This is a genomic window from Bacillus sp. 22190, from assembly GCF_052045575.1.
GTDB classification, from domain to species: Bacteria; Bacillota; Bacilli; order Bacillales; family Bacillaceae; genus Bacillus; species Bacillus altitudinis.
On sequence record NZ_JBQEPF010000001.1, the window covers coordinates 383,313 to 402,717 of the forward strand.

Sequence of the window (19,405 nt, forward strand, 5' to 3'; positions counted from 1 at the left end):
ACAATATCCGAAGGGAGGCGGTGCACGATGGTGAATGTGAGCAGACAAATCATTCTTTTGCTTTTTTTGAGCATTCTTTTTTGTTTCAGTCAGCCTGCTTCAGCAGGATCTTTAACACAAACACAAGTGAACATACGAAATAAGCCCTTTTCACCTTTTATCTTTGATCAATTTCAAGTAGATGTCCGTCCGGTTCAAGGAAAAAAACGTGATCTTCAATTTCGGGCATCTATTAGTCAGTCAGAGCAAATTTTGTCTGCAAACTTGTACTATAAACAGAGTGATGAACTAGGATATCGATTGATCCCAATGGAACGATTGCCGGGGATGAAACCAGAATTCACAGCGAAAATCCCGACAGATCAATTGTGGAATCCAACAGTTCATTACTATACAGAATTCCTGACGCAGAAGTCTGTCATCAAAACAACCGAACAAGCAGTTCACTTAAACGGATTTGAAGAGGATCTCTCACAAATTCCTGAGCTATTGATGACAGAAATCGTCGTGAATTCAAAAAACCGCAAAGGCAAGGATGCTTTTGAATTCATCGAGGTGTATAACACAACTCATGCACCCATTTCACTTCGACATTACCAGCTTCGCTATCGCAATCCATCACAAGGCGTGGAGATGGATGATATATATTCATTCCACACAAGTCCTATCACCATTTCTCCTGGAAAGCCGTACGTATTTTGGCTTAGAAAAAAAGGGCAGGAGCATTTAACGGTAGCGGACTTTAATGCGATGTACAAAAGCCATTTAAAAGAGGGCGAGCATCTATCGGTCATTGAGAGTAAAGGATTGTCCAATTCTAAATCTCGTCTTGTTTCTATCACAACAAATATAGGAGAAGAGGTATCGTCGGCATCCTATCGTTTAAAGCCTTCATTGTTTAGCGAGCACAGATCGTTACTGTTCAAGTATCCAATGGATGGTACGACACAAATGAAGCTGATCTCGAAAGTGGAGGAAGAGCCAACACCCGGAAAAGTGTTAAAAGCACAAATTCCAACTGAAAAAAAAGAAATATCACAAGATGTTCATAAACCTGTGATCGAAGATATGACAGACAATCAACCGATAAAACCAACTGAAGGCATTGAAATGAGGGCAGATGTGCAGGATGATCAGTCCGTCAAAACGGTCAAATTGCGATATCGGACCAATCGTCATGAAGATTTTAAAGAGGTGTTGCTTCAAAAGGATCATAATGATCGGCTGTTTCACTATATTATTTATTCACCTGAGCTCATTGGTAAAGATCGATTGGAATATCAGATTGAAGCGTCTGACGGCGAAAATCAAGCAATGACAATGAAAAAAACAATTGATGTAGAACAAGTAAGCAAAGCTCACGGCCTTCGATTGAATGTAGAAGAAGGAGATACGGTTTCTGGCGTATTTCACTTAAAAGCAACAGCAGATCAGAAAAAAAGCATACAATTAATGATAGATGGGAAACCGATTCGACAAGTATTCCCTGCACTTGAAGCAGATCCATATCTTGCATTTGATGTCAAAGGGACAAATTTATATTTTAAGAATGGTGTGTCTATAGGTAAGCACTTACTTTCCATTTTTGATGATTCGACAAAAGTGTATCGCACCTATACGATACCAATACCAGAAAAACACTTAGAAAAGGCAGATCCACAAACGATATCATTCCATGCTGGGACAAAGTCATCGCCGTTTGACCGATTTCCTGGAGAAAATCACGATGATTTTGAATTGAAAAATGTCCAGATGATTTTATCGAATGGAACTCAAATTCTGCCTCTAAATGCGAGCCAGCATGAGGAATGGAAAATGGGCGACGGTGGCAGCGCTAAGAAGGTAAGAGCATTTCAGTTTCAAATCCCGAAGCAAGCATATGCTTCAAGCTATATTCAGTGGGATACAAGAAGGCTGAAAGAAGGAGTACATGTTGTTCAGGCTAAAACCGCAGACGAATCTCAATCTGTACGTGTGAAAGTCGATAACACGGGTCCGAAAATCAAGAGTAATATACAGGCAAATGACCAATATAAAGGCGTCTTTACGTTAAAGGCAAAGGTGACGGATCGTTGGAGTGACATAGCGGAGATGAAGGCATATTTAGATGGAAAACAGATCTCTTTGCCTTATCAGACGTCCTCTAGCGAATTAGAACCTGGGGAGCACACATTGAAGATAAAAGCAAAAGATGCCGCTGGAAACAAATCAACTTTGAAAAAGGTTTTTAAGACGGTACATGAACACCCTGAAACGCCAGAGAGAGTGTCAGATAGGACAAAAAAGGAATCATCTAAGCAAACAGTGCTAACCAATGATCCTACTAATGATCAGTTAGATTACTCCTTTTACCGTGCCTATCAATATACATCGCTGCATCCGTCCATGAAGATTTTCAAATATGCAGCGGAAACAGAGCCGCCAAAACATTTAAATGAAACAGGGGAAATGATTTTTTCTGATCGAGAAAGAAATCGCATTGCATTTGCTGATGGTAAATCAGTGGAAACGAAAGATCTACAGCATTTTCCTTATCATCGCTTTCAAATCAAGGTTCATCACGATGTACGTGAAAAGGATGTAGTCGAGGCTGTATGGAAAGGAAGCTCATTATCAGGGAGAAAGGTAACGATGTACGCTTGGAATCATCAGCAAGAAAAGTGGGATAAAATCACTCATCACTTTGCCAAGGATGAAAAGGAATTTTACCTGAAAGGGCTGCTGTCAGTCAGACAGTATATGAAAAATCAAACGTTTGATTTGCTTGTACAAGATGAAATCAGTAAGGCGTTAAAGCCTTATAAGATGGTGTGGATGTCTGATACTCAATATTATGCCAGAAGTTATCCTCATATCTTCAAAAAAATGGTCGAGTGGATCAGAGATCAAAGGGACCCATTAAATATTCAATATGTGTTCCATACAGGTGATATTGTGGATGATTCAAAGGATAAGCAGTGGAATCGTGCCGATACATTTATGCGTGTGTTAGATCAGCATCAGATTCCTTACGGTGTATTAGCTGGTAATCATGATGTCAGACACAAAGACGGCCATTATAGGGAATATGGGAGATACTTTGGAGCGAAACGCTTTGAAGACAAGCCGTATTACGGTGAATCCTATCAAAACAATCGAGGTCATTATGATCTTATCTCTACTGGTGGCAATGATTATATGATGGTGTATATGGGCTGGGGGATTAAGCAAAATGAGATTGACTGGTTAAATCGAGTCATTTCTGAACATCCAGATCGCATTGTCATTTTAAATTTCCATGAGTATTTGTTAGTGAGCGGCAATCGAAGCCCAATTGGAGATTTGATCTTCCATCAAGTGGTAAAGCGTCACCCGAATATTGTCGCAGTATTTAGTGGCCACTACCACGGAGCCAGTCGAAAAGTAGATGAGATTGACGATGATCATGATGGAAAAGTGGACAGAAAAGTATATCAAATCCTTGCAGATTACCAGTCAGGTCCTGAAGGCGGTCAAGGTTTTATGCGGCTGATCACTGCGGATCAAGAAAAAAATCAGCTTCATTTCACCACATACTCACCCTACTTGAATCAAGAACATTTTTATGATCCAAAAACGTATGGAGATCAAGATGAATTTTCAATTGATGTCGATTTAACACCTAAAATGAAATCCGTTAAAACCAATTATTTTGAATTGAATGTCTACACAAACGTTCTTCTTGGAGAAGTCAAAGGTGTGAAAAGTGGTAAAAAAGCAACCTTTGAATGGAAAGGGTTAAAGCCAAATCAAGAATATTATTGGTACACTGTCGCAAAAGACCGTTTCGAAGGGAAAGCGATCTCGCCTATATGGAAAATTCATACAAAAAATGATGATCAATCAACATTTCTTAGGAAATAAAAAACTGTGCTTTCAGGAGCACAGTTTTATCTTTCCATTGTGTGAGTGAGCTTGTATCGATCCCCTCTATAAACGGATATGACATACTCGAATGGAAGGTCATTTTGAAAATAAGTTGTTCTTACAATGGAGAGGACAGGGTCCCCTAAAGAAATAGACAGCAGGTCAGCTTCTTCCTTTGAAGCAACATTGGCTTCAAGCTCCTGCTTGGCATGGGCAATGGTTAGACCTGTGTTCGTTTCTATATATTCATATAAAGATCCAGTTAAATGGTCCTTTGTGAGCTCGCCAGCAAATTTTTCAGGTATATAACTCGTTTCAATAGCCATTGGTTCATTGTTTGCAAGGCGGATTCGTTTTAATTCATAAACATCTTCACTGTTCGACAGCTGTAATGATTGCAGCAAGTGCTCTGGGCATGCGACTTTTTTGAAATCAATCAACTGACTTGAAGCGTTGAACCCACGTTGACGCATATCTTCTGTAAAGCTTGTTAAGCCCTGAAGCGGTTGTTCAAACTTCTTTCGGCTAACAAATGTTCCTTTTCCTTTTTGCCGGTATAAATATCCTTCGTTCACAAGGTTCGATAAGGCTTGTCTGACAGTCATTCGGCTAATACCAAAGCGTTCGGCATATTCTCTTTCAGAAGGAATGAGTGTATCAGGTGCTAACGTTCCATCCTCAATCTGCTTTTTCAAGTTCTCCATAATCTGATGGTACATGGGGATAGGTGACTGCTTATCAATAAACATGTGAAAATCCTCTCGTGTTTAGCGTAGTGAACCAGCTTCTCGATCAATAAAAATCGTCACATCTTCATGAAGTTTTAGAGCAGATGCAGGGAAGTCTGGGTGAATCTCTGTTCGTTCTAAATATTGTATCACGTCCGCTTTTGATTTTCCTGATGCGAGAAGGAGAATTTTTTTGCTTGAAAGAATGCTTGCAATTCCCATTGTAATGGCATGTGTAGGTACCTCATCAATAGAAGAAAAGTATCTTGCATTGGCCTGGCGAGTGTGTTCATCTAATTGGACGACATGCGTCTTTGAGTCGAAGGGAGTACCAGGTTCATTAAACCCGATATGTCCATTTTGTCCGATACCAAGTAGCTGAAGATCAATGCCCCCTAAATCTTCAATGAGCTGATCATACCTTAAGCACTCTTCTTCCAAGTGAGAAGCAGCACCATTGGGAAGGAAATATTGATCTGACGGGAGATCAATATGGTCAAATAAATGTCGCTTCATGTAAGTCATATAACTATTTTCATGATTTGGATCAATTCCCACGTACTCATCCAGATTCACTGTTCTTGCTTGTTTGAAAGACAATTGTTCTGTTTGATGCAACTGAATTAACTCTTTATAAGTGTCAATTGGTGTACCGCCAGTTGCCAGACCGAGAACTGCATCTGTTTTTGATTCAATGGTACGTGCAATGAAAGCAGCTGCTGCTTTTCCTAATTGATCTTTATCTGCAAATTCGATGATGTTCATCAGTGTGTGGCCTCCTTTTTTTCATAAACGATTTGTCCATGGCAGATCGTCATCATGAGTTCGCCAGATTCATCCCAAATGACCAAGTCTGCCAGTTTTCCAACTTCGATCGAACCGAGCTGATGATCGATCCCGAGCTGAGTGGCTGCATTTGTTGAGGTCATTTGAGCAATTTCTGTCCATCCACATTGTGTGATCTGTCTCATACGTTTGACCCCATCTTTCATTTGTAAAATCGATCCTGCAAGTGTTCCATCTGCTAGCAATGCTTTTTCACCGCTGACTGTCACAGTCTGTCCGCCAAATTCGTAGGTTCCCTCTCCAAGTCCTTTTGCACGCATTGAGTCTGTAATCATGATCAAACGTTCACTTCCCTTAGCCAAATACGCAAGCTTTACGGAAAGAGGATGTGAATGAATGCCATCTGTAATCAGCTCAGTCAAAAGCTTTTCGTTTGTAAGCGCAGCCCCTGCAACATTTGGCTCACGATGCTGAAATGAACTCATCGCATTATAAAGATGCGTGACATGACGCGCACCGTGCTTTGCTGCTAGTTCAATCATGTCATGAGGAGCATTTGTATGTCCAATAGAAGGAATGATATTTTTTTCTTTTAGCAGGGAAAGAAATGCAAAATCAGTATCTTCCTCAGGTGCAAAAGTGACAATTCGAATCAGCTGATCAGATGCACTCAGCCATTTCTCAAAAAGAGGAAGGTTAGCCTGTGTAATCCATTGGGCAGGCTGCGCTCCAGCTTTATCTTTAGAAATAAAAGGACCTTCTAGATGAATGCCTAAACATTGTGCCTGCCTTCCAGCTTGCTTTTCATTATAGGGTCTCCACTGTGCGACATTTTTAAGTGCTTGCTCAATCTCTTGATGATTTTGTGTAATGGTTGTTGCTAAAAAGCTTGTCGTTCCTTCTGCGGGTAAGTGATCAGCAAGCGTATTCATGGCTTCTGGTGTCGCATCCATCATATCTGCACCATATCCCCCATGGATGTGAATATCAATCATTCCGGGGAGTAAATAAAAGTTTTCCCGGGAAATATATACTTTTTCATAATTTCCTGTCGGCGGTGATGTTGAAATATAGTCGATCTTGCCATCGCGTAAACCGACAAAACCGTTTTTAATGATTTCTGTCTTTGTCACAATATGAATATTGGAGAGCAATAAAGAACTGCTCATGATTGTGCCCCCTTATTCTCGTCGTTAGATTCAGTTTACCTTTTTTAAGTATAGTTGTCTATACCAGTAAATGTGTTGAAACAGGATCAGGATAAAATACTGTTTTGGGTTCATCATTGAAAGTGATAAAATAGAGCTGTATTTCTGAAACGCCTGTGATAAAAGGAGGAAGAAGCGTGCCGAAAGTTCGTACGAAGGACATAATGGAACAATTTCATCTTGAACTGGTAAGTGGGGAAGAAGGGATTAATCGTCCCATTACAATCAGTGACCTTTCCAGACCAGGTATTGAAATGGCTGGATATTTTACATATTACCCAAAAGAAAGAGTTCAACTTTTAGGGAAGACAGAGCTTTCTTTTTTTGAACAGCTCCCAGAACGCGAACGAAAGCAGAGAATGATGTCTCTTTGTACAGATATTACCCCTGCCATCATTTTGTCACGAGATCGTGAAGTACCAAAGGAATTGATCGAAGCTTCAAATGAAAATGGAGTGCCGGTTTTACGCTCAAGCTTAAAAACGACAAGACTTTCGAGTCGATTAACGAACTTCTTAGAAAGCAAGCTTGCACCAACGACTGCGATTCATGGCGTACTCGTAGATGTATATGGTGTAGGTGTACTGTTAATTGGAAAAAGTGGCGTAGGAAAAAGTGAAACGGCTTTAGAATTGGTGAAGAGAGGACACAGGCTGGTTGCAGACGATTGCGTGGAAATCAGGCAAGAGGATCAGGATACGTTAGTTGGAAGCGCACCAGAGCTGATTGAGCACCTTCTAGAAATCCGTGGATTAGGCATTATTAATGTGATGACCTTATTTGGAGCGGGCGCTGTCAGAAGCTATAAGAGAATTACGATTGTTATGAACCTTGAGCTTTGGGAACAAGGCAAACAGTATGACCGTTTAGGACTTGAGGAAGAAAAAATGCGGATCATCGATACAGATGTACCCAAGCTGACCATCCCTGTACGTCCGGGACGAAATTTAGCGGTCATCATCGAGGTAGCTGCTATGAACTTCAGATTGAAACGAATGGGACATAATGCAGCGGAACAATTTACAAGTAAACTTGCCGATGTCATTGAAGACAATGGCCAGGATGAATAGGAGCTGTCTATATGAATGAAGCAATTCAACCAATTGATCCGATTGCTTTTCAGCTCGGACCTATTTCGGTTCATTGGTATGGTGTGATTATTGGGGTCGGAGCGCTGCTTGGACTCTGGCTCGCATTAAGGGAGTGTGAAAAAAGAGGCATCAATAAAGATATGTTTATTGATCTCATCTTATTTGCCATACCTATCGCCATTATTTGTGCACGAATTTATTATGTATCCTTTGAATGGGATTATTATCAGCAGCACCCAAATGAAATCATCAAGATTTGGAATGGCGGAATTGCCATACATGGTGGACTGATAGGGGCGGTGCTGACAGCGATTGTATTTACTAAAGTGAGGAAGGTGTCCTTTTGGAAAATCGCCGATGTCGCAGCGCCTAGTATTTTACTAGGGCAAGCCATAGGGCGCTGGGGGAACTTTATTAATCAGGAAGCGCATGGTGAGGCTGTTTCAAGAGCCTTTTTAGAAAGTTTGCACCTGCCTGAGTTTATTATTAATCAGATGTACATTGACGGGACCTACTATCACCCTACGTTCTTATATGAATCATTATGGAATATCGCAGGCGTTTTGATATTAATCTTATTACGTAGAACATCATTGCGTCGAGGCGAAATGTTCTTGTCTTATTTAATCTGGTATTCAATCGGTCGTTTCTTCATTGAAGGAATGAGAACAGACAGCTTAATGCTGACTGAGCATCTTCGAATTGCACAGATGATTTCAATTGCTATATTTGCAGTAGCTATCTTGTTGATTGTGTTTAGAAGAATCAAAGGATATGCATCTATACCGTATAAAGAGAACAACTCATCAAATTAAGCAAGGGGGATAAAAGATGAGGGAGACATGGAAAAACGGCTTGAAAGCAGGGTTATCGACAACTTGGACACTTGGAAAAGTCATTTTTCCGGTTACCATTCTCGTTAGTATCTTGCAGCATACACCTGTGATGGATTGGATGATACAATTCATCCGTCCATTTATGGGTCTGTTTGGTCTTTCAGGGGAAGCGGCCATTCCGCTTGTTTTAGGAAATATGCTGAACTTGTATGCGGGTATTGCAGCCATCTTGACATTAGAGCTGCCTGTGAAGGAAGTGTTCATTTTAGCGGTCATGCTCTCTTTTTGTCACAACTTGATCATCGAATCAACAGTGGCGGCGAAGGTTGGGCTGCGGGTGTCTATCATTTTGCTAGTCAGAATCAGTCTTGCCGTCGTGTCAGCAATTGTCATTCATCTCGTTTGGCAGGGAGGCGAGGAGCCGGCGCAATATGGTTTGCTGACAGCTGCTCAGTCGGCTGATGTGCCTTCTAGCTGGTATATGATCGTACTTCTTGCTTTACAGAAAGCTGTTCTTGGTGTGCTGCAGCTGGCTTGTATTGTCATTCCTCTCATGATCATCATTCAATTCATGAGAGACTTAGGGTGGCTCCATACGCTGTCTAAGTGGCTGTCTCCTTTTACGAGAATGCTTGGAATGAAAGAAAATACGTCTATGACGATGGTGGCTGGTTTAACCATTGGTCTTGCCTACGGGGCAGGCGTCATGATGAAGGCAGTGGAAGAGGACGGTGTCAGCAAAAAGGATTTAACGCTTGCTTTCATTTTCCTTGTGGCGTGTCATGCGGTGGTTGAAGATACACTCATTTTCATTCCATTAGGTATTCCAGTATGGCCGCTTCTTCTTATTCGCCTTATTTCTGCTATTTTATTGACAGCTGCCATCAGCTATATTTGGCGGAGGCGGGAACATGCAGCTGTTAGAAAGGAAGCTATATGAACCAATCAACTATTAACACAGTGCTATTTGATTTAGATGGCACATTAATCAATACAAATGAATTAATTATTGCTTCATTTCAACATACGCTTGATCATTATTACCCTGGTCAGTACAGCCGTGAGGATATCCTTCATTTCATTGGTCCATCATTATTTGATACATTCTCTGCAATGGATCCGAATCTGACAGATGATATGATCCAGATGTATCGAACGTTTAATCATGAACAGCATGATCTGCTTGTGACAGAGTATGAGACGGTGTTAGACACGTTGAAAATTCTTCAGGATCAGGGATTTAAGCTCGGAATTGTGACAACAAAAATCCGTGATACGGTCTTAATGGGATTAAAGCTGACTGGGTTGGAGCCATTTTTTGAGGTCATTGTCACACTTGATGATGTACAAAATGAAAAGCCGCATCCAGAACCAGTTCAACTGGCATTATCCAAGCTCGGCAGTGATCCGCATGAGGCGATCATGGTTGGTGATAATTATCACGATATTTTATCTGGTCAAGCGGCAGGGACGAAAACAGCAGGTGTTGCTTGGTCTATTAAGGGAGAAGAAGCCCTGTTAAAGCATCGCCCAGATTATATGCTGCAGAAAATGAGTGATCTCTTGGCGATTGTTGGAGCTGATTAAGTTGAGAAAAACAGATCGTTATCCTGTCAAAGGGGTCAATTCGCTTAGACAAGTCTATCGAACGGTCCCCTTTCTCAAGGTTGTAAAAAACTTTATCTTTATTCAACTGGCAAGGTATACGCCTTTTATGGGAATGAAAAATTGGATTTATCGCATCTTCCTTCGAATGAAAGTCGGGGAGGATACGGCGTTTGCTTTAATGGTGATGGTCGATCTCATGTTTCCTGAGAAAATCACTGTCGGTCGAAATAGTGTGATTGGCTATAACACAACCATTCTGTCCCATGAGTATTTGATTAAAGAGTATAGGCTTGGGGAAGTCTATATTGGTAATGAAGTGTTAATTGGAGCAAATTCAACGATCCTACCTGGAGTGACAATTGGTGATGGTGCGATTGTATCGGCAGGAACTCTTGTGAACAAAGATGTTCCGGCAGGCTCCTTTGTTGGAGGTAATCCAATGCGGATGATTTATACGAAAGAGGAAATGGAAGCACGTCAATCTTCGTCTGCTGAGTAGCTCGGCAGACTTTTTTGTTGACATTCTAACATGGTGTAACTATAATGATTACAACAGAGGTGAGAAAACATGAAAATCAGCAGCAGATTTACTGTCGCTGTCCATATTCTGGCCTTGCTATCACTTGAAAAAGGTTCTTTACAGACATCGGAGGATATCGCAGGAAGTGTCAATACAAATCCAGTGGTGATTCGCCGTATCATGAGTAAGCTCAAAAAAGCAGGCCTAATCTCAACGAGTCTTGGCAAAGGCGGTTCTCAATTGAACCGAAGTGAGGATGACATCACACTGCTCGATGTGTATAAAGCGGTTGAAGTTGTGGATGAGGGAGAGTTGTTTCAAATTCATGAAAGCCCAAACCCTGACTGTCCGATCGGTGCCAATATTCAAGCTGTACTAGAATTAATTTTGTGCCGTGCTCAAAGTGCGATGGAGCAAGTGCTTGCTGAGATTAAATTAAGTGAACTAACGCAGGTTTTAATCAAAAAAATTGGATGATCTATTCAATTTTTTTTACCTCTGTTGTAACTATTGTGGTTACATCTTGAGTGATCAAAATAACCTTATATTGTAGGAGGAATTTACATGAACATTGGAATCATTGGCGCAACAGGTAAAGCAGGACAACACATTTTAAAAGAAGCTCAATCGAGAGGGCACGAAGTAACGGCAATCGTTCGAGATGCACAAAAAGTGACCAATTCATCAGCAGCTGTTTTAGAAAAGGATGTTTTTCACTTAGAGGCAGGAGACGTCAAAGGTTTTGATGTGATCGTAAACGCATTTGGTGCACCAGCGGGACAAGAGCACCTTCATGTAGAAGCAGGGAAAAAACTCATTCATCTCTTAAAAGAGACACCAGAAACGCGTTTAATCGTTGTGGGAGGTGCTGGAAGTTTATTTGTAGATGAGGCCAAAACAACTAGACTGATGGACACACCGGAGTTTCCAAAGGAATACTTTGCTACTGCTTCACACCAAGGAGAAAATTTAATAGATCTTCAAAAGACCGAAGGATTAAAATGGACATTTTTAAGTCCAGCAGCCTTCTTTAATCCAGCAGGCAAACGGACAGGTGCTTATGTGAAAGGCAAAGACCATCTTATCGTCAATTCAAAGGGTGACAGCTATGTGAGTTATGCTGACTACGCCGTTGCACTTGTCGATGAGATAGAACAAGCTGCTCATGTTGGAGAACGTTTTACTGTGGTTTCTGAAGCAGAATAAGAATATAAAAACCCCGCTATTTAGCGGGGTTTTATGCTTTAATGATAATCGCCTGGCTACCCATCTGTTTCCAAGAATCCTCAAACTGTTCACGATCGACTTTTTGATTCTTCTCTCCGTAAGGGTTATTTAAGTAGACATGATCTTTGTCGTAGCCAGTGATGACCACGCTATGCATATTAAAGCTGATATCTATTTTTCCATTTGGTGTATTCCATGTTTCAATGTTATCTGTTTTGGCAAAGGTCGAAGTTGTAATGACCCAGACAGGATAACCTTTTTCAAGTGATTGGTAAATGGCTTTTTTAACTGGCTTGCCGGTCAAGTCCACCGCTTGATTACCTGCATATTTTTTCGCAAGCTGATAAATGGGTTCATGGTACACACCAAGACCTGGCCCATTCTCCATATCGCCTACAAACCCGTCATGAGGGTCTCCTTTTAAGCCATTCTCATAATTGAGTGGGATACGCTTCATCTCGTTTGCCAATGCGTTTTTCGTTATATGCTCATAGCCGCTGTAATGAAGAAGCATGGCTAAGCTCGTGACTTCGCATCCGTTATAAAGCTTTGGTGCATCCATTTGATTAAAGAGGATGACGTCCATGGCTTTTTTATTTCCTTTTAAACTAGAATGTGTCGTTTCTGTTTTCTTCGTAGAACGTGTTTCTTCTGCTGCTAGTGCGGTATCATTTTCTTTTTCTTTGGCTTCTTGCGGTGACGTTGTTTTCTTGACTTGGTCGAATTGTGAAACGTAAATAAAGCCGAAATAAACAAGACATGCGCACAACAAAGTTAAGATTAATGTCTGGATGAATTTCACTGTAATCTCCTGTGTTATTCAATATTTTTAAGTATTATAGCATGTTCCTAAAGCAAAGAGATCAAAAAGGATTAGGTGTCATTTTAATGTAATATATGAACAAATGATTAAGGAAAAAAAGGGGAAAATAAAAATGATTGATTTAATCACTTTATTTTGTTAGCATATTATCATATTAGCGAACTAAAGGATTCGGAATTTTTTGTTTTAATGTGTTGGAGGTGCGGAAGAACATGTTCATGTTTGAAAAACCATATGGTATGCGAGATTCATTACCAGGATTGTATGAGACGAAGAAAAGAGTTAGGCATTCTTTAACAGAGGTCATGAATGGTTGGGGTTATCGTTTAATGGAAACGCCAACGCTTGAATTTTACGATACAGTCGGTGTTCAATCTGCGATTACAGATACGCAGCTGTTTAAGCTTCTTGATCAAAATGGTCAAACCCTTGTGCTTAGACCTGATATGACGGGACCAATTGCGAGAGTAGCGGCATCAAAGCTCCATGAACAGGCGTATCCACTTCGCGTTGGGTATGCGGCCAATGTGTTTCGGGCACAGGAAAGAGAAGGCGGAAGACCTTCTGAATTTGAGCAGGTCGGTATTGAATTGATCGGTGATGGTTCGATTAGTGCAGATGCTGAGGTCATAGCGCTTGTCGTGTTTGCATTAAAAAATGCTGGACTTCAATCCTTCAAAATTGCGATCGGGCATGTGGCTTTAGCTGAGACCTTGTTTTTAGATGTACTAGGGAATACGGAGCGGGCGAACGTATTGCGCCGATTTTTATATGAAAAGAATTATGTGGGGTACAGGCAGCATGTCAAACAATTGCCGCTCTCATCCATCGATAAAACAAGGCTGCTCCAGCTTTTAGAGCTGCGCGGCGGTCAAGAAGTGACCCAGCAGGCTGAAGAAATTGTGGTCTCACAAGAGGGCAAAGAAGTGCTGGCGGAGTTAAAGGCGCTGTGGGAGACACTTGAAGATTACGGCTGTACAGAATATATCCGTTTGGATTTAAGCATGGTCAGTCATATGAGCTACTATACGGGGATTTTGTTTGAAGTATTTGCAGATCATGTTGGGTCTGTGATCGGAAGTGGAGGAAGGTATGATCAATTGCTTGCTCACTTTGATGCACCCGCACCCGCTACAGGCTTCGGACTTCGATTAGACCGTCTTCTTGAAGCGCTCGACGCAAAAGAAATAAATGAGCCCCAAGAGGCTGTGATTTTTAGTAAAGAACAGCGGCTTGAAGCATTTGATTTTGCAGAAAAAGAGCGGACAAAGGGCAAAAGGATTGTTCTCCAAGACTTAGCAGGTATTGAAAATATCGATGCCATGACCAAGGCATTTGAGCAAGTGACTTATTTTATCGGCGCTAGAAAGGAAGAGCAAAATGGGTAAAGTGTTGACAATGGCAATGCCAAAGGGGCGGATATTTGAAGAAGCAGCAGGGCTATTAAGACAGGCTGGATATCAGCTGCCGGAGGAATTCGAAGATTCAAGAAAATTAATCATTGATGTACCGGAAGAAAATCTTCGCTTTATTTTAGCGAAGCCAATGGATGTGACGACATATGTAGAGCACGGTGTAGCAGATGTGGGCATTGCAGGGAAAGACGTCATGCTTGAAGAAGCACGGGATGTGTACGAAGTGCTCGATTTAAACATTAGCAAATGTCATTTAGCTGTAGCGGGCTTGCCGGGAGCCAGCTGGGGCGGTGTCGCACCGCGTGTGGCCACAAAGTACCCAAATGTCGCTTCTTCTTATTTTAGAGAACAAGGTGAGCAGGTGGAGATCATTAAGCTAAATGGTTCCATTGAATTAGCACCGCTCATCGGACTTGCCGATCGAATTGTTGACATTGTCTCCACCGGTCAAACACTTAAGGAAAATGGACTTGTCGAAACGGAACATATTTGTGACATTACGTCACGTTTTATTGTCAATCCTGTGAGCTATCGAATGAAGGATGCGGTAATCGATGAAATGGCGCAGCGTCTGGCAAGAATCATCGAAGGAGAAGGGGAGGAAACATCATGAACATCACCTACATACAAGAAGGTGAGACAGACACTCTCTCACTCAAGCGTTCTCTAGATACAGGAACGGAAGAGCAGCGACTGGCTGTTCAGCGAATAATCGAAGAAGTGAGAAAAAATGGTGACGAAGCCGTACGGTCTTTCACGAAGCAATTTGACGGTGTCTCTATTGAACAACCACTTGTGACGGAGGAGGAAAAGACAAAAGCCTACGAACGTTTGGAACCGGAGATGATCCAGATCATCCAAAAAGCGATCCGGAATATTCGAACATACCACGAGCGTCAGCTAACCTCCTCTTGGTTTTATCACCAAAAGGACGGCTCAATGCTAGGTCAGAAAGTAACGCCGCTCGATGCGGTGGGTGTATATGTCCCAGGCGGAACGGCCGCCTATCCATCATCTGTTTTAATGAATGTGATCCCGGCACTTGTTGCCGGCGTTGAGCGAATTGTCCTTGTGACACCGCCAGGAAAAGACGGTCGTCTGTCTGACGCTGTACTAGTAGCAGCGAAGGAGCTAGGCATTTCAGAAATGTACAAAATGGGTGGTGCTCAGGCGATAGCTGCTCTTGCATATGGAACGGACAGTATCCAGCCTGTTGATAAAATCACCGGTCCAGGAAACATTTATGTAGCACTTGCCAAACGGGAAGTATTTGGTCAAGTAGACATTGATATGATTGCGGGCCCAAGTGAAATTGCTGTTTTAGCAGATGAAACGGCAGCTGCACATGAGGTGGCAGCTGATTTGCTTTCACAGGCAGAGCATGATGCATTGGCATCTAGTATTTTGGTGACACCATCTAAAGGATTGGCTGAAGCAGTGCAAGCGGAGGTGCAAGCGCAGCTTGATACTTTGCCAAGGAAATCAATTGCAGCACAATCTATTCAAGACCATGGTTATATTTACGTAACAGAATCTTTGGATCGTGCAGTTGATATCGTGAACCAGTTAGCCCCAGAGCATTTAGAAGTGCTGACGGCGTATCCAGCATCACTACTTGGTCAAATCAAGCATGCTGGAGCAATTTTCTTAGGGCGTTACAGCCCAGAGCCGGTAGGGGATTACTTCGCAGGACCAAACCATGTGTTGCCAACAAACGGGACGGCAAGATTCTCCAGTCCGCTTGGTGTCACGGATTTCCAAAAGAAAACGAGTATCATTTCATATAGCAAAGAAGCCTTCGAAACACATAGGGAAAGCATTGCGGCTTTTGCAAGATTAGAAGGGCTTGAAGCACATGCCAGATCGATTGAAGCGAGAAAGCGGGAGGAATCAAAATGAGACAGGCGGAAACAGCGAGACAGACAAATGAAACGAACATTTCGTTAGCGCTAGAGATTGATGGTGAAGGAAAAGCGGATATTCAGACAGATGTCCCTTTTATGACGCACATGCTCGACTTATTCACGAAGCACGGACACTTTAACTTAACTGTAGATGCAAAAGGAGACACAGATGTCGATGATCACCACACAACAGAAGATATTGGCATTGTGCTTGGGCAGATGTTGAAAGAAGCGCTCGGTGATAAGAAAGGAATTAAGCGCTACGGCTCTAGTTTTGTTCCAATGGATGAAACTCTCGCCCAAGTCGTCGTGGATTTAAGTAATCGTCCTCATTTGGAAATGAGAGCGGATTTCCCGAGTCAGAAGGTCGGCACCTTTGATACGGAGCTGGTTCATGAGTTTCTTTGGAAATTTGCCCTTGAAGCACGAATCAATCTGCATGTGATCGTTCACTATGGAACCAATACCCACCATATGATTGAAGCCATTTTTAAAGCGATGGCACGCGCCTTAGATGAAGCAACAACCATTGATCCGCGTGTGAAAGGGATTCCGTCGACAAAGGGGATGCTCTAATGATTGGCGTCATTGACTATGGAATGGGAAATTTGTTTAGCGTATCAAAAGCACTGGAACGAGCAGGAGCGTCTTATATCGTGTCTTCTGAAGCAGAGGAGCTGAAAAAGGCAGATGCGTACATTTTGCCAGGAGTCGGTTCATTTCGTGATGCGATGCAGCTGTTAAGACAGACAGGACTTGAGGCGTTTATCCACCAAGTCGTGCAGGAAGGAAAGCTGTTATTTGGCATTTGCCTTGGCATGCAGTTGTTGTTTGAAGAAAGTGAAGAAGCAGGAAAAACAAAAGGGCTAGGCCTTTTAAAAGGACGTGTCGTTCTTTTGAAGGATCGTGATCAGGATGGACAAAGGCTGAAGGTGCCTCATATGGGCTGGAACGAGCTCACATTTCACCAGCCGTCACCATTATTTGACGGTGTGCCGGAAGGATTTGCATACTTTGTTCACTCTTATTATGTGAGCGGCATGAATCCAGAAGACCTATTGGCAAGTGCGCCCTATGGTGTTCAAGTACCTGCCGTTGTTGGGAAGGGGAATGTGTTTGGAACGCAGTTTCACCCTGAAAAAAGCAGTACAACAGGAATGGCACTGTTGAAACAGTTTATTCAATTAGCAAACGAACAGAGGGTGAGCAAATGAGTGATTTTACATTATATCCAGCAATTGATATGAGAAATGGCAAATGTGTACGACTTGTGCAAGGAGACTATGACCAAGAAACCATTTATGGAGATTCACCGTTAGACATGGCGAGACGGTTTGCAAATGAAGGAGCGAAATGGATACATCTCGTTGATTTAGATGGCGCAAAAGCAGGAAAACGCGTGAATCACGAGCATGTGCTATCGATTGCTTCCTCATTAGATGTGAATGTCCAAATTGGCGGCGGCATTCGGACAGAAGAAGATGTTGCATTTTATTTAAACAATGGCGTATCAAGAGTCATTCTTGGCAGTTCAGCGGTGTCAAACCCGGTTTTTGTGAAAAAAATGCTGGCGCAATATGGGGAGAAAATCGCCATTGGCATTGATGCACGAAACGGTTTTGTATCGACTGAAGGTTGGCTTGAAACGTCGGAAGTGAAGGCGGAGGAACTTGGTCAGGAACTGGCAAAGGAAGGCGCAGAGGTCTTCATTTTCACGGATATTCAAATGGATGGCATGCTGTCTGGTCCAAATGTGGAAAGTACGGTTCGATTAGCAGAAGCAACTGGCAAACAAGTCATTGCCTCAGGTGGTGTCAGTGCAGTGAGTGATCTGCAAAAGCTGTCAGCACAAAAGCAGACAGGTGTGTCTGGTGCAATCATTGGCAAGGCGCTGTACACAAAGCAATTTACTTTAGCAGAAGCGTTTGAAGGGCTTGACAGCATATGATGACAAAACGAATCATTCCATGTCTTGATGTAAAGGAAGGGCGTGTTGTCAAAGGGATCCAATTTCTAGGTTTGAAGGATGCTGGTGATCCGGTCGAATTAGCGCAGATCTATGACGAGGAAGGTGCGGATGAACTCGTCTTTCTTGATATATCTGCCTCTCATGAAGGCCGAAAAACGATGGTGGATGTGGTCAAACAAGTGGCAGCCACTCTCGCTATCCCGTTCACGGTGGGCGGCGGGATTAACCACCTTGATGACATGAAGCGTATATTAAGAGCGGGGGCAGACAAGGTGTCTGTGAACACAGCGGCTGTTTTAAGACCGGAGCTAATAACAGAAGGAGCCGACTTTTTTGGTTCACAGTGCATCGTTGTTGCGATTGATGCGAAATACGATGAAGAGAAACAAGCATACATGGTCTATACGCACGGAGGACGCCGTCAAACGGATATAGAAGTGAGTGACTGGGCGAAAGAAGCCGTGCGAAGAGGAGCAGGCGAGATCTTGCTGACTAGCATGGATGCCGATGGTGAGAAAACGGGCTTTGAGCATCGTTTGACGAGGCTTGTATCAGAAGCAGTCACAGTGCCAGTTATTGCTTCAGGAGGTGCTGGCAATGCGCAGCATATGCTGGAGGCTTTTACAAAAGGTGAAGCTGATGCCGCACTCGCAGCCTCTATTTTCCATTATAAAGAAACCTCCGTTCAAGAAGTGAAGACATATTTGAGAGAACACGGGGTGAAGGTAAGATGAAACAGGCAAACGAATTAACCTTTAATGATGCAGGTCTCATTCCTGCCATTGTACAGGATGCTCAAAGCAAGGAAGTTCTTACTTTGGCGTATATGAATCAAGAATCCTATGAAAAAACATTAGAGACAGGGGAAACATGGTTTTTTAGCAGATCGAGAAATGAGCTTTGGCACAAAGGAGCTACATCTGGACACACCCAGCGTGTTACATCTATTCGCTATGACTGTGATCAAGATGCCCTGCTTGTTCTAGTGACACCAAGCGGCCCAGCCTGCCATACAGGCAGCTATAGCTGTTTTTCAGAAGATGGCGTGAAACAGCCAAGGGGAGAACAAGACCGCTTTGCCATTTTAAATGAACTGGAACAGGTCATTGCGAAACGGCAGATGGAAATGCCAGAAGGAGCTTATACGACCTATCTTTTTGAAAAAGGAGTCGACAAAATCCTGAAAAAGGTAGGGGAAGAAGCTTCTGAAGTGATCATTGCGGCGAAGAACCGTGATCAAGAAGAATTGAAATGGGAAACAGCAGATCTCCTGTATCACCTTCTTGTGTTATTACGTGAACAGCAGCTGCCTCTTGATGATGTATTAAAGGTATTGAAAAAGCGCCATCAAGGGGAATGAAAAGCTGGGGGTACCCTCGGCTTTTTGCTTTTAAATGAAAAACAA

The 19,405-nt window shown here is 42.5% G+C and carries 20 protein-coding genes; 16 read left to right on the forward strand and 4 right to left on the reverse strand.

All coding sequences use genetic code 11. The features are described 5' to 3' along the window. Positions 1-27 precede the first annotated feature (27 nt). Complete coding sequence (locus ACTJKA_RS01940; protein WP_265153779.1) at positions 28-3,882, forward strand: metallophosphoesterase; 3,855 nt, start codon at positions 28-30, stop codon at positions 3,880-3,882. 26 nt (positions 3,883-3,908) lie between these two features. On the opposite strand, the gene ACTJKA_RS01945 is transcribed toward ACTJKA_RS01940, so the two are convergent. From ACTJKA_RS01945 to nagA, 3 genes are read right to left on the reverse strand one after another with little or no spacing between them, the layout of a single operon-like run. Then, positions 3,909-4,634: a GntR family transcriptional regulator gene (locus ACTJKA_RS01945; protein ID WP_056702884.1), complete on the reverse strand. Its 726-nt coding sequence runs from the start codon at positions 4,632-4,634 to the stop codon at positions 3,909-3,911. Between the two features lie 18 nt (positions 4,635-4,652). Further along, on the reverse strand, positions 4,653-5,378 hold the full coding sequence (gene nagB / locus ACTJKA_RS01950; protein WP_046527618.1) for a glucosamine-6-phosphate deaminase: 726 nt from the start codon (positions 5,376-5,378) through the stop codon (positions 4,653-4,655). After that, positions 5,378-6,568: an N-acetylglucosamine-6-phosphate deacetylase gene (gene nagA / locus ACTJKA_RS01955; RefSeq protein ID WP_035701539.1), complete on the reverse strand. Its 1,191-nt coding sequence runs from the start codon at positions 6,566-6,568 to the stop codon at positions 5,378-5,380. The genes nagB and nagA overlap by 1 nt, the downstream gene beginning before the upstream one ends. 176 nt (positions 6,569-6,744) lie before the next feature. On the opposite strand from nagA, the gene hprK reads away from it, so the two are divergent. From hprK to ACTJKA_RS01990, 7 genes are all read left to right on the forward strand, one after another. Further along, positions 6,745-7,677: an HPr(Ser) kinase/phosphatase gene (gene hprK / locus ACTJKA_RS01960; protein ID WP_003212943.1), complete on the forward strand. Its 933-nt coding sequence runs from the start codon at positions 6,745-6,747 to the stop codon at positions 7,675-7,677. An 11-nt stretch (positions 7,678-7,688) separates the two neighbouring features. Then, positions 7,689-8,513 carry a prolipoprotein diacylglyceryl transferase gene (gene lgt / locus ACTJKA_RS01965; protein ID WP_148779749.1) on the forward strand — a complete coding sequence of 275 codons (825 nt, stop codon included), beginning with the start codon at positions 7,689-7,691 and terminating at the stop codon, positions 8,511-8,513. A gap of 16 nt (positions 8,514-8,529) precedes the next feature. Beyond that, positions 8,530-9,474, forward strand: coding sequence for a nucleoside recognition domain-containing protein (locus ACTJKA_RS01970; protein WP_007500055.1), 945 nt, complete (start codon positions 8,530-8,532; stop codon positions 9,472-9,474). After that, positions 9,471-10,121, forward strand: coding sequence for a pyrophosphatase PpaX (gene ppaX, locus ACTJKA_RS01975; protein ID WP_007500058.1), 651 nt, complete (start codon positions 9,471-9,473; stop codon positions 10,119-10,121). Before ACTJKA_RS01970 ends, ppaX begins: the two co-directional genes overlap by 4 nt. Before the next feature lies 1 nt (position 10,122). After that, on the forward strand, positions 10,123-10,641 hold the full coding sequence (locus tag ACTJKA_RS01980) for an acyltransferase (RefSeq protein WP_440607593.1): 519 nt from the start codon (positions 10,123-10,125) through the stop codon (positions 10,639-10,641). 69 nt (positions 10,642-10,710) lie between these two features. Further along, positions 10,711-11,139: an Rrf2 family transcriptional regulator gene (locus tag ACTJKA_RS01985; protein WP_003213266.1), complete on the forward strand. Its 429-nt coding sequence runs from the start codon at positions 10,711-10,713 to the stop codon at positions 11,137-11,139. 87 nt (positions 11,140-11,226) lie between these two features. Beyond that, entirely contained in the window at positions 11,227-11,868 is a 642-nt protein-coding gene (locus ACTJKA_RS01990; protein WP_045033996.1) for an NAD(P)-dependent oxidoreductase, read from the forward strand. Positions 11,869-11,899: 31 nt separating this feature from the next. On the opposite strand, the gene ACTJKA_RS01995 is transcribed toward ACTJKA_RS01990, so the two are convergent. Further along, positions 11,900-12,691: a C39 family peptidase gene (locus tag ACTJKA_RS01995; RefSeq protein WP_057079009.1), complete on the reverse strand. Its 792-nt coding sequence runs from the start codon at positions 12,689-12,691 to the stop codon at positions 11,900-11,902. A gap of 233 nt (positions 12,692-12,924) precedes the next feature. On the opposite strand from ACTJKA_RS01995, the gene ACTJKA_RS02000 reads away from it, so the two are divergent. Genes ACTJKA_RS02000 through hisIE form a run of 8 tightly spaced genes read left to right on the forward strand, consistent with a single transcriptional unit; the run spans position 12,925 to position 19,360 of the window. Further along, a complete protein-coding gene (locus tag ACTJKA_RS02000) occupies positions 12,925-14,100 on the forward strand; it encodes an ATP phosphoribosyltransferase regulatory subunit (protein WP_017368113.1) in 1,176 nt (391 codons plus the stop codon). After that, the gene (gene hisG, locus ACTJKA_RS02005) at positions 14,093-14,740 is read left to right on the forward strand and encodes an ATP phosphoribosyltransferase (RefSeq protein ID WP_007500071.1); all 648 of its coding nucleotides are present in this window, start codon (positions 14,093-14,095) and stop codon (positions 14,738-14,740) included. Before ACTJKA_RS02000 ends, hisG begins: the two co-directional genes overlap by 8 nt. Next, complete coding sequence (gene hisD, locus ACTJKA_RS02010) at positions 14,737-16,026, forward strand: histidinol dehydrogenase (RefSeq protein ID WP_322536046.1); 1,290 nt, start codon at positions 14,737-14,739, stop codon at positions 16,024-16,026. The genes hisG and hisD overlap by 4 nt, the downstream gene beginning before the upstream one ends. Continuing rightward, a complete protein-coding gene (hisB, locus tag ACTJKA_RS02015; RefSeq protein ID WP_017357901.1) occupies positions 16,023-16,607 on the forward strand; it encodes an imidazoleglycerol-phosphate dehydratase HisB in 585 nt (194 codons plus the stop codon). Before hisD ends, hisB begins: the two co-directional genes overlap by 4 nt. Beyond that, positions 16,607-17,245: an imidazole glycerol phosphate synthase subunit HisH gene (hisH, locus tag ACTJKA_RS02020; RefSeq protein WP_007500077.1), complete on the forward strand. Its 639-nt coding sequence runs from the start codon at positions 16,607-16,609 to the stop codon at positions 17,243-17,245. Before hisB ends, hisH begins: the two co-directional genes overlap by 1 nt. Beyond that, positions 17,242-17,979 (forward strand): 1-(5-phosphoribosyl)-5-[(5-phosphoribosylamino)methylideneamino]imidazole-4-carboxamide isomerase, encoded by a 738-nt coding sequence (gene hisA / locus ACTJKA_RS02025; protein ID WP_017357903.1) that lies wholly within the window; start codon positions 17,242-17,244, stop codon positions 17,977-17,979. The genes hisH and hisA overlap by 4 nt, the downstream gene beginning before the upstream one ends. Continuing rightward, complete coding sequence (gene hisF / locus ACTJKA_RS02030; protein WP_440607594.1) at positions 17,976-18,734, forward strand: imidazole glycerol phosphate synthase subunit HisF; 759 nt, start codon at positions 17,976-17,978, stop codon at positions 18,732-18,734. The genes hisA and hisF overlap by 4 nt, the downstream gene beginning before the upstream one ends. After that, positions 18,731-19,360 (forward strand): bifunctional phosphoribosyl-AMP cyclohydrolase/phosphoribosyl-ATP diphosphatase HisIE, encoded by a 630-nt coding sequence (gene hisIE, locus ACTJKA_RS02035; protein ID WP_079919149.1) that lies wholly within the window; start codon positions 18,731-18,733, stop codon positions 19,358-19,360. The genes hisF and hisIE overlap by 4 nt, the downstream gene beginning before the upstream one ends. Positions 19,361-19,405: the final 45 nt, after the last annotated feature.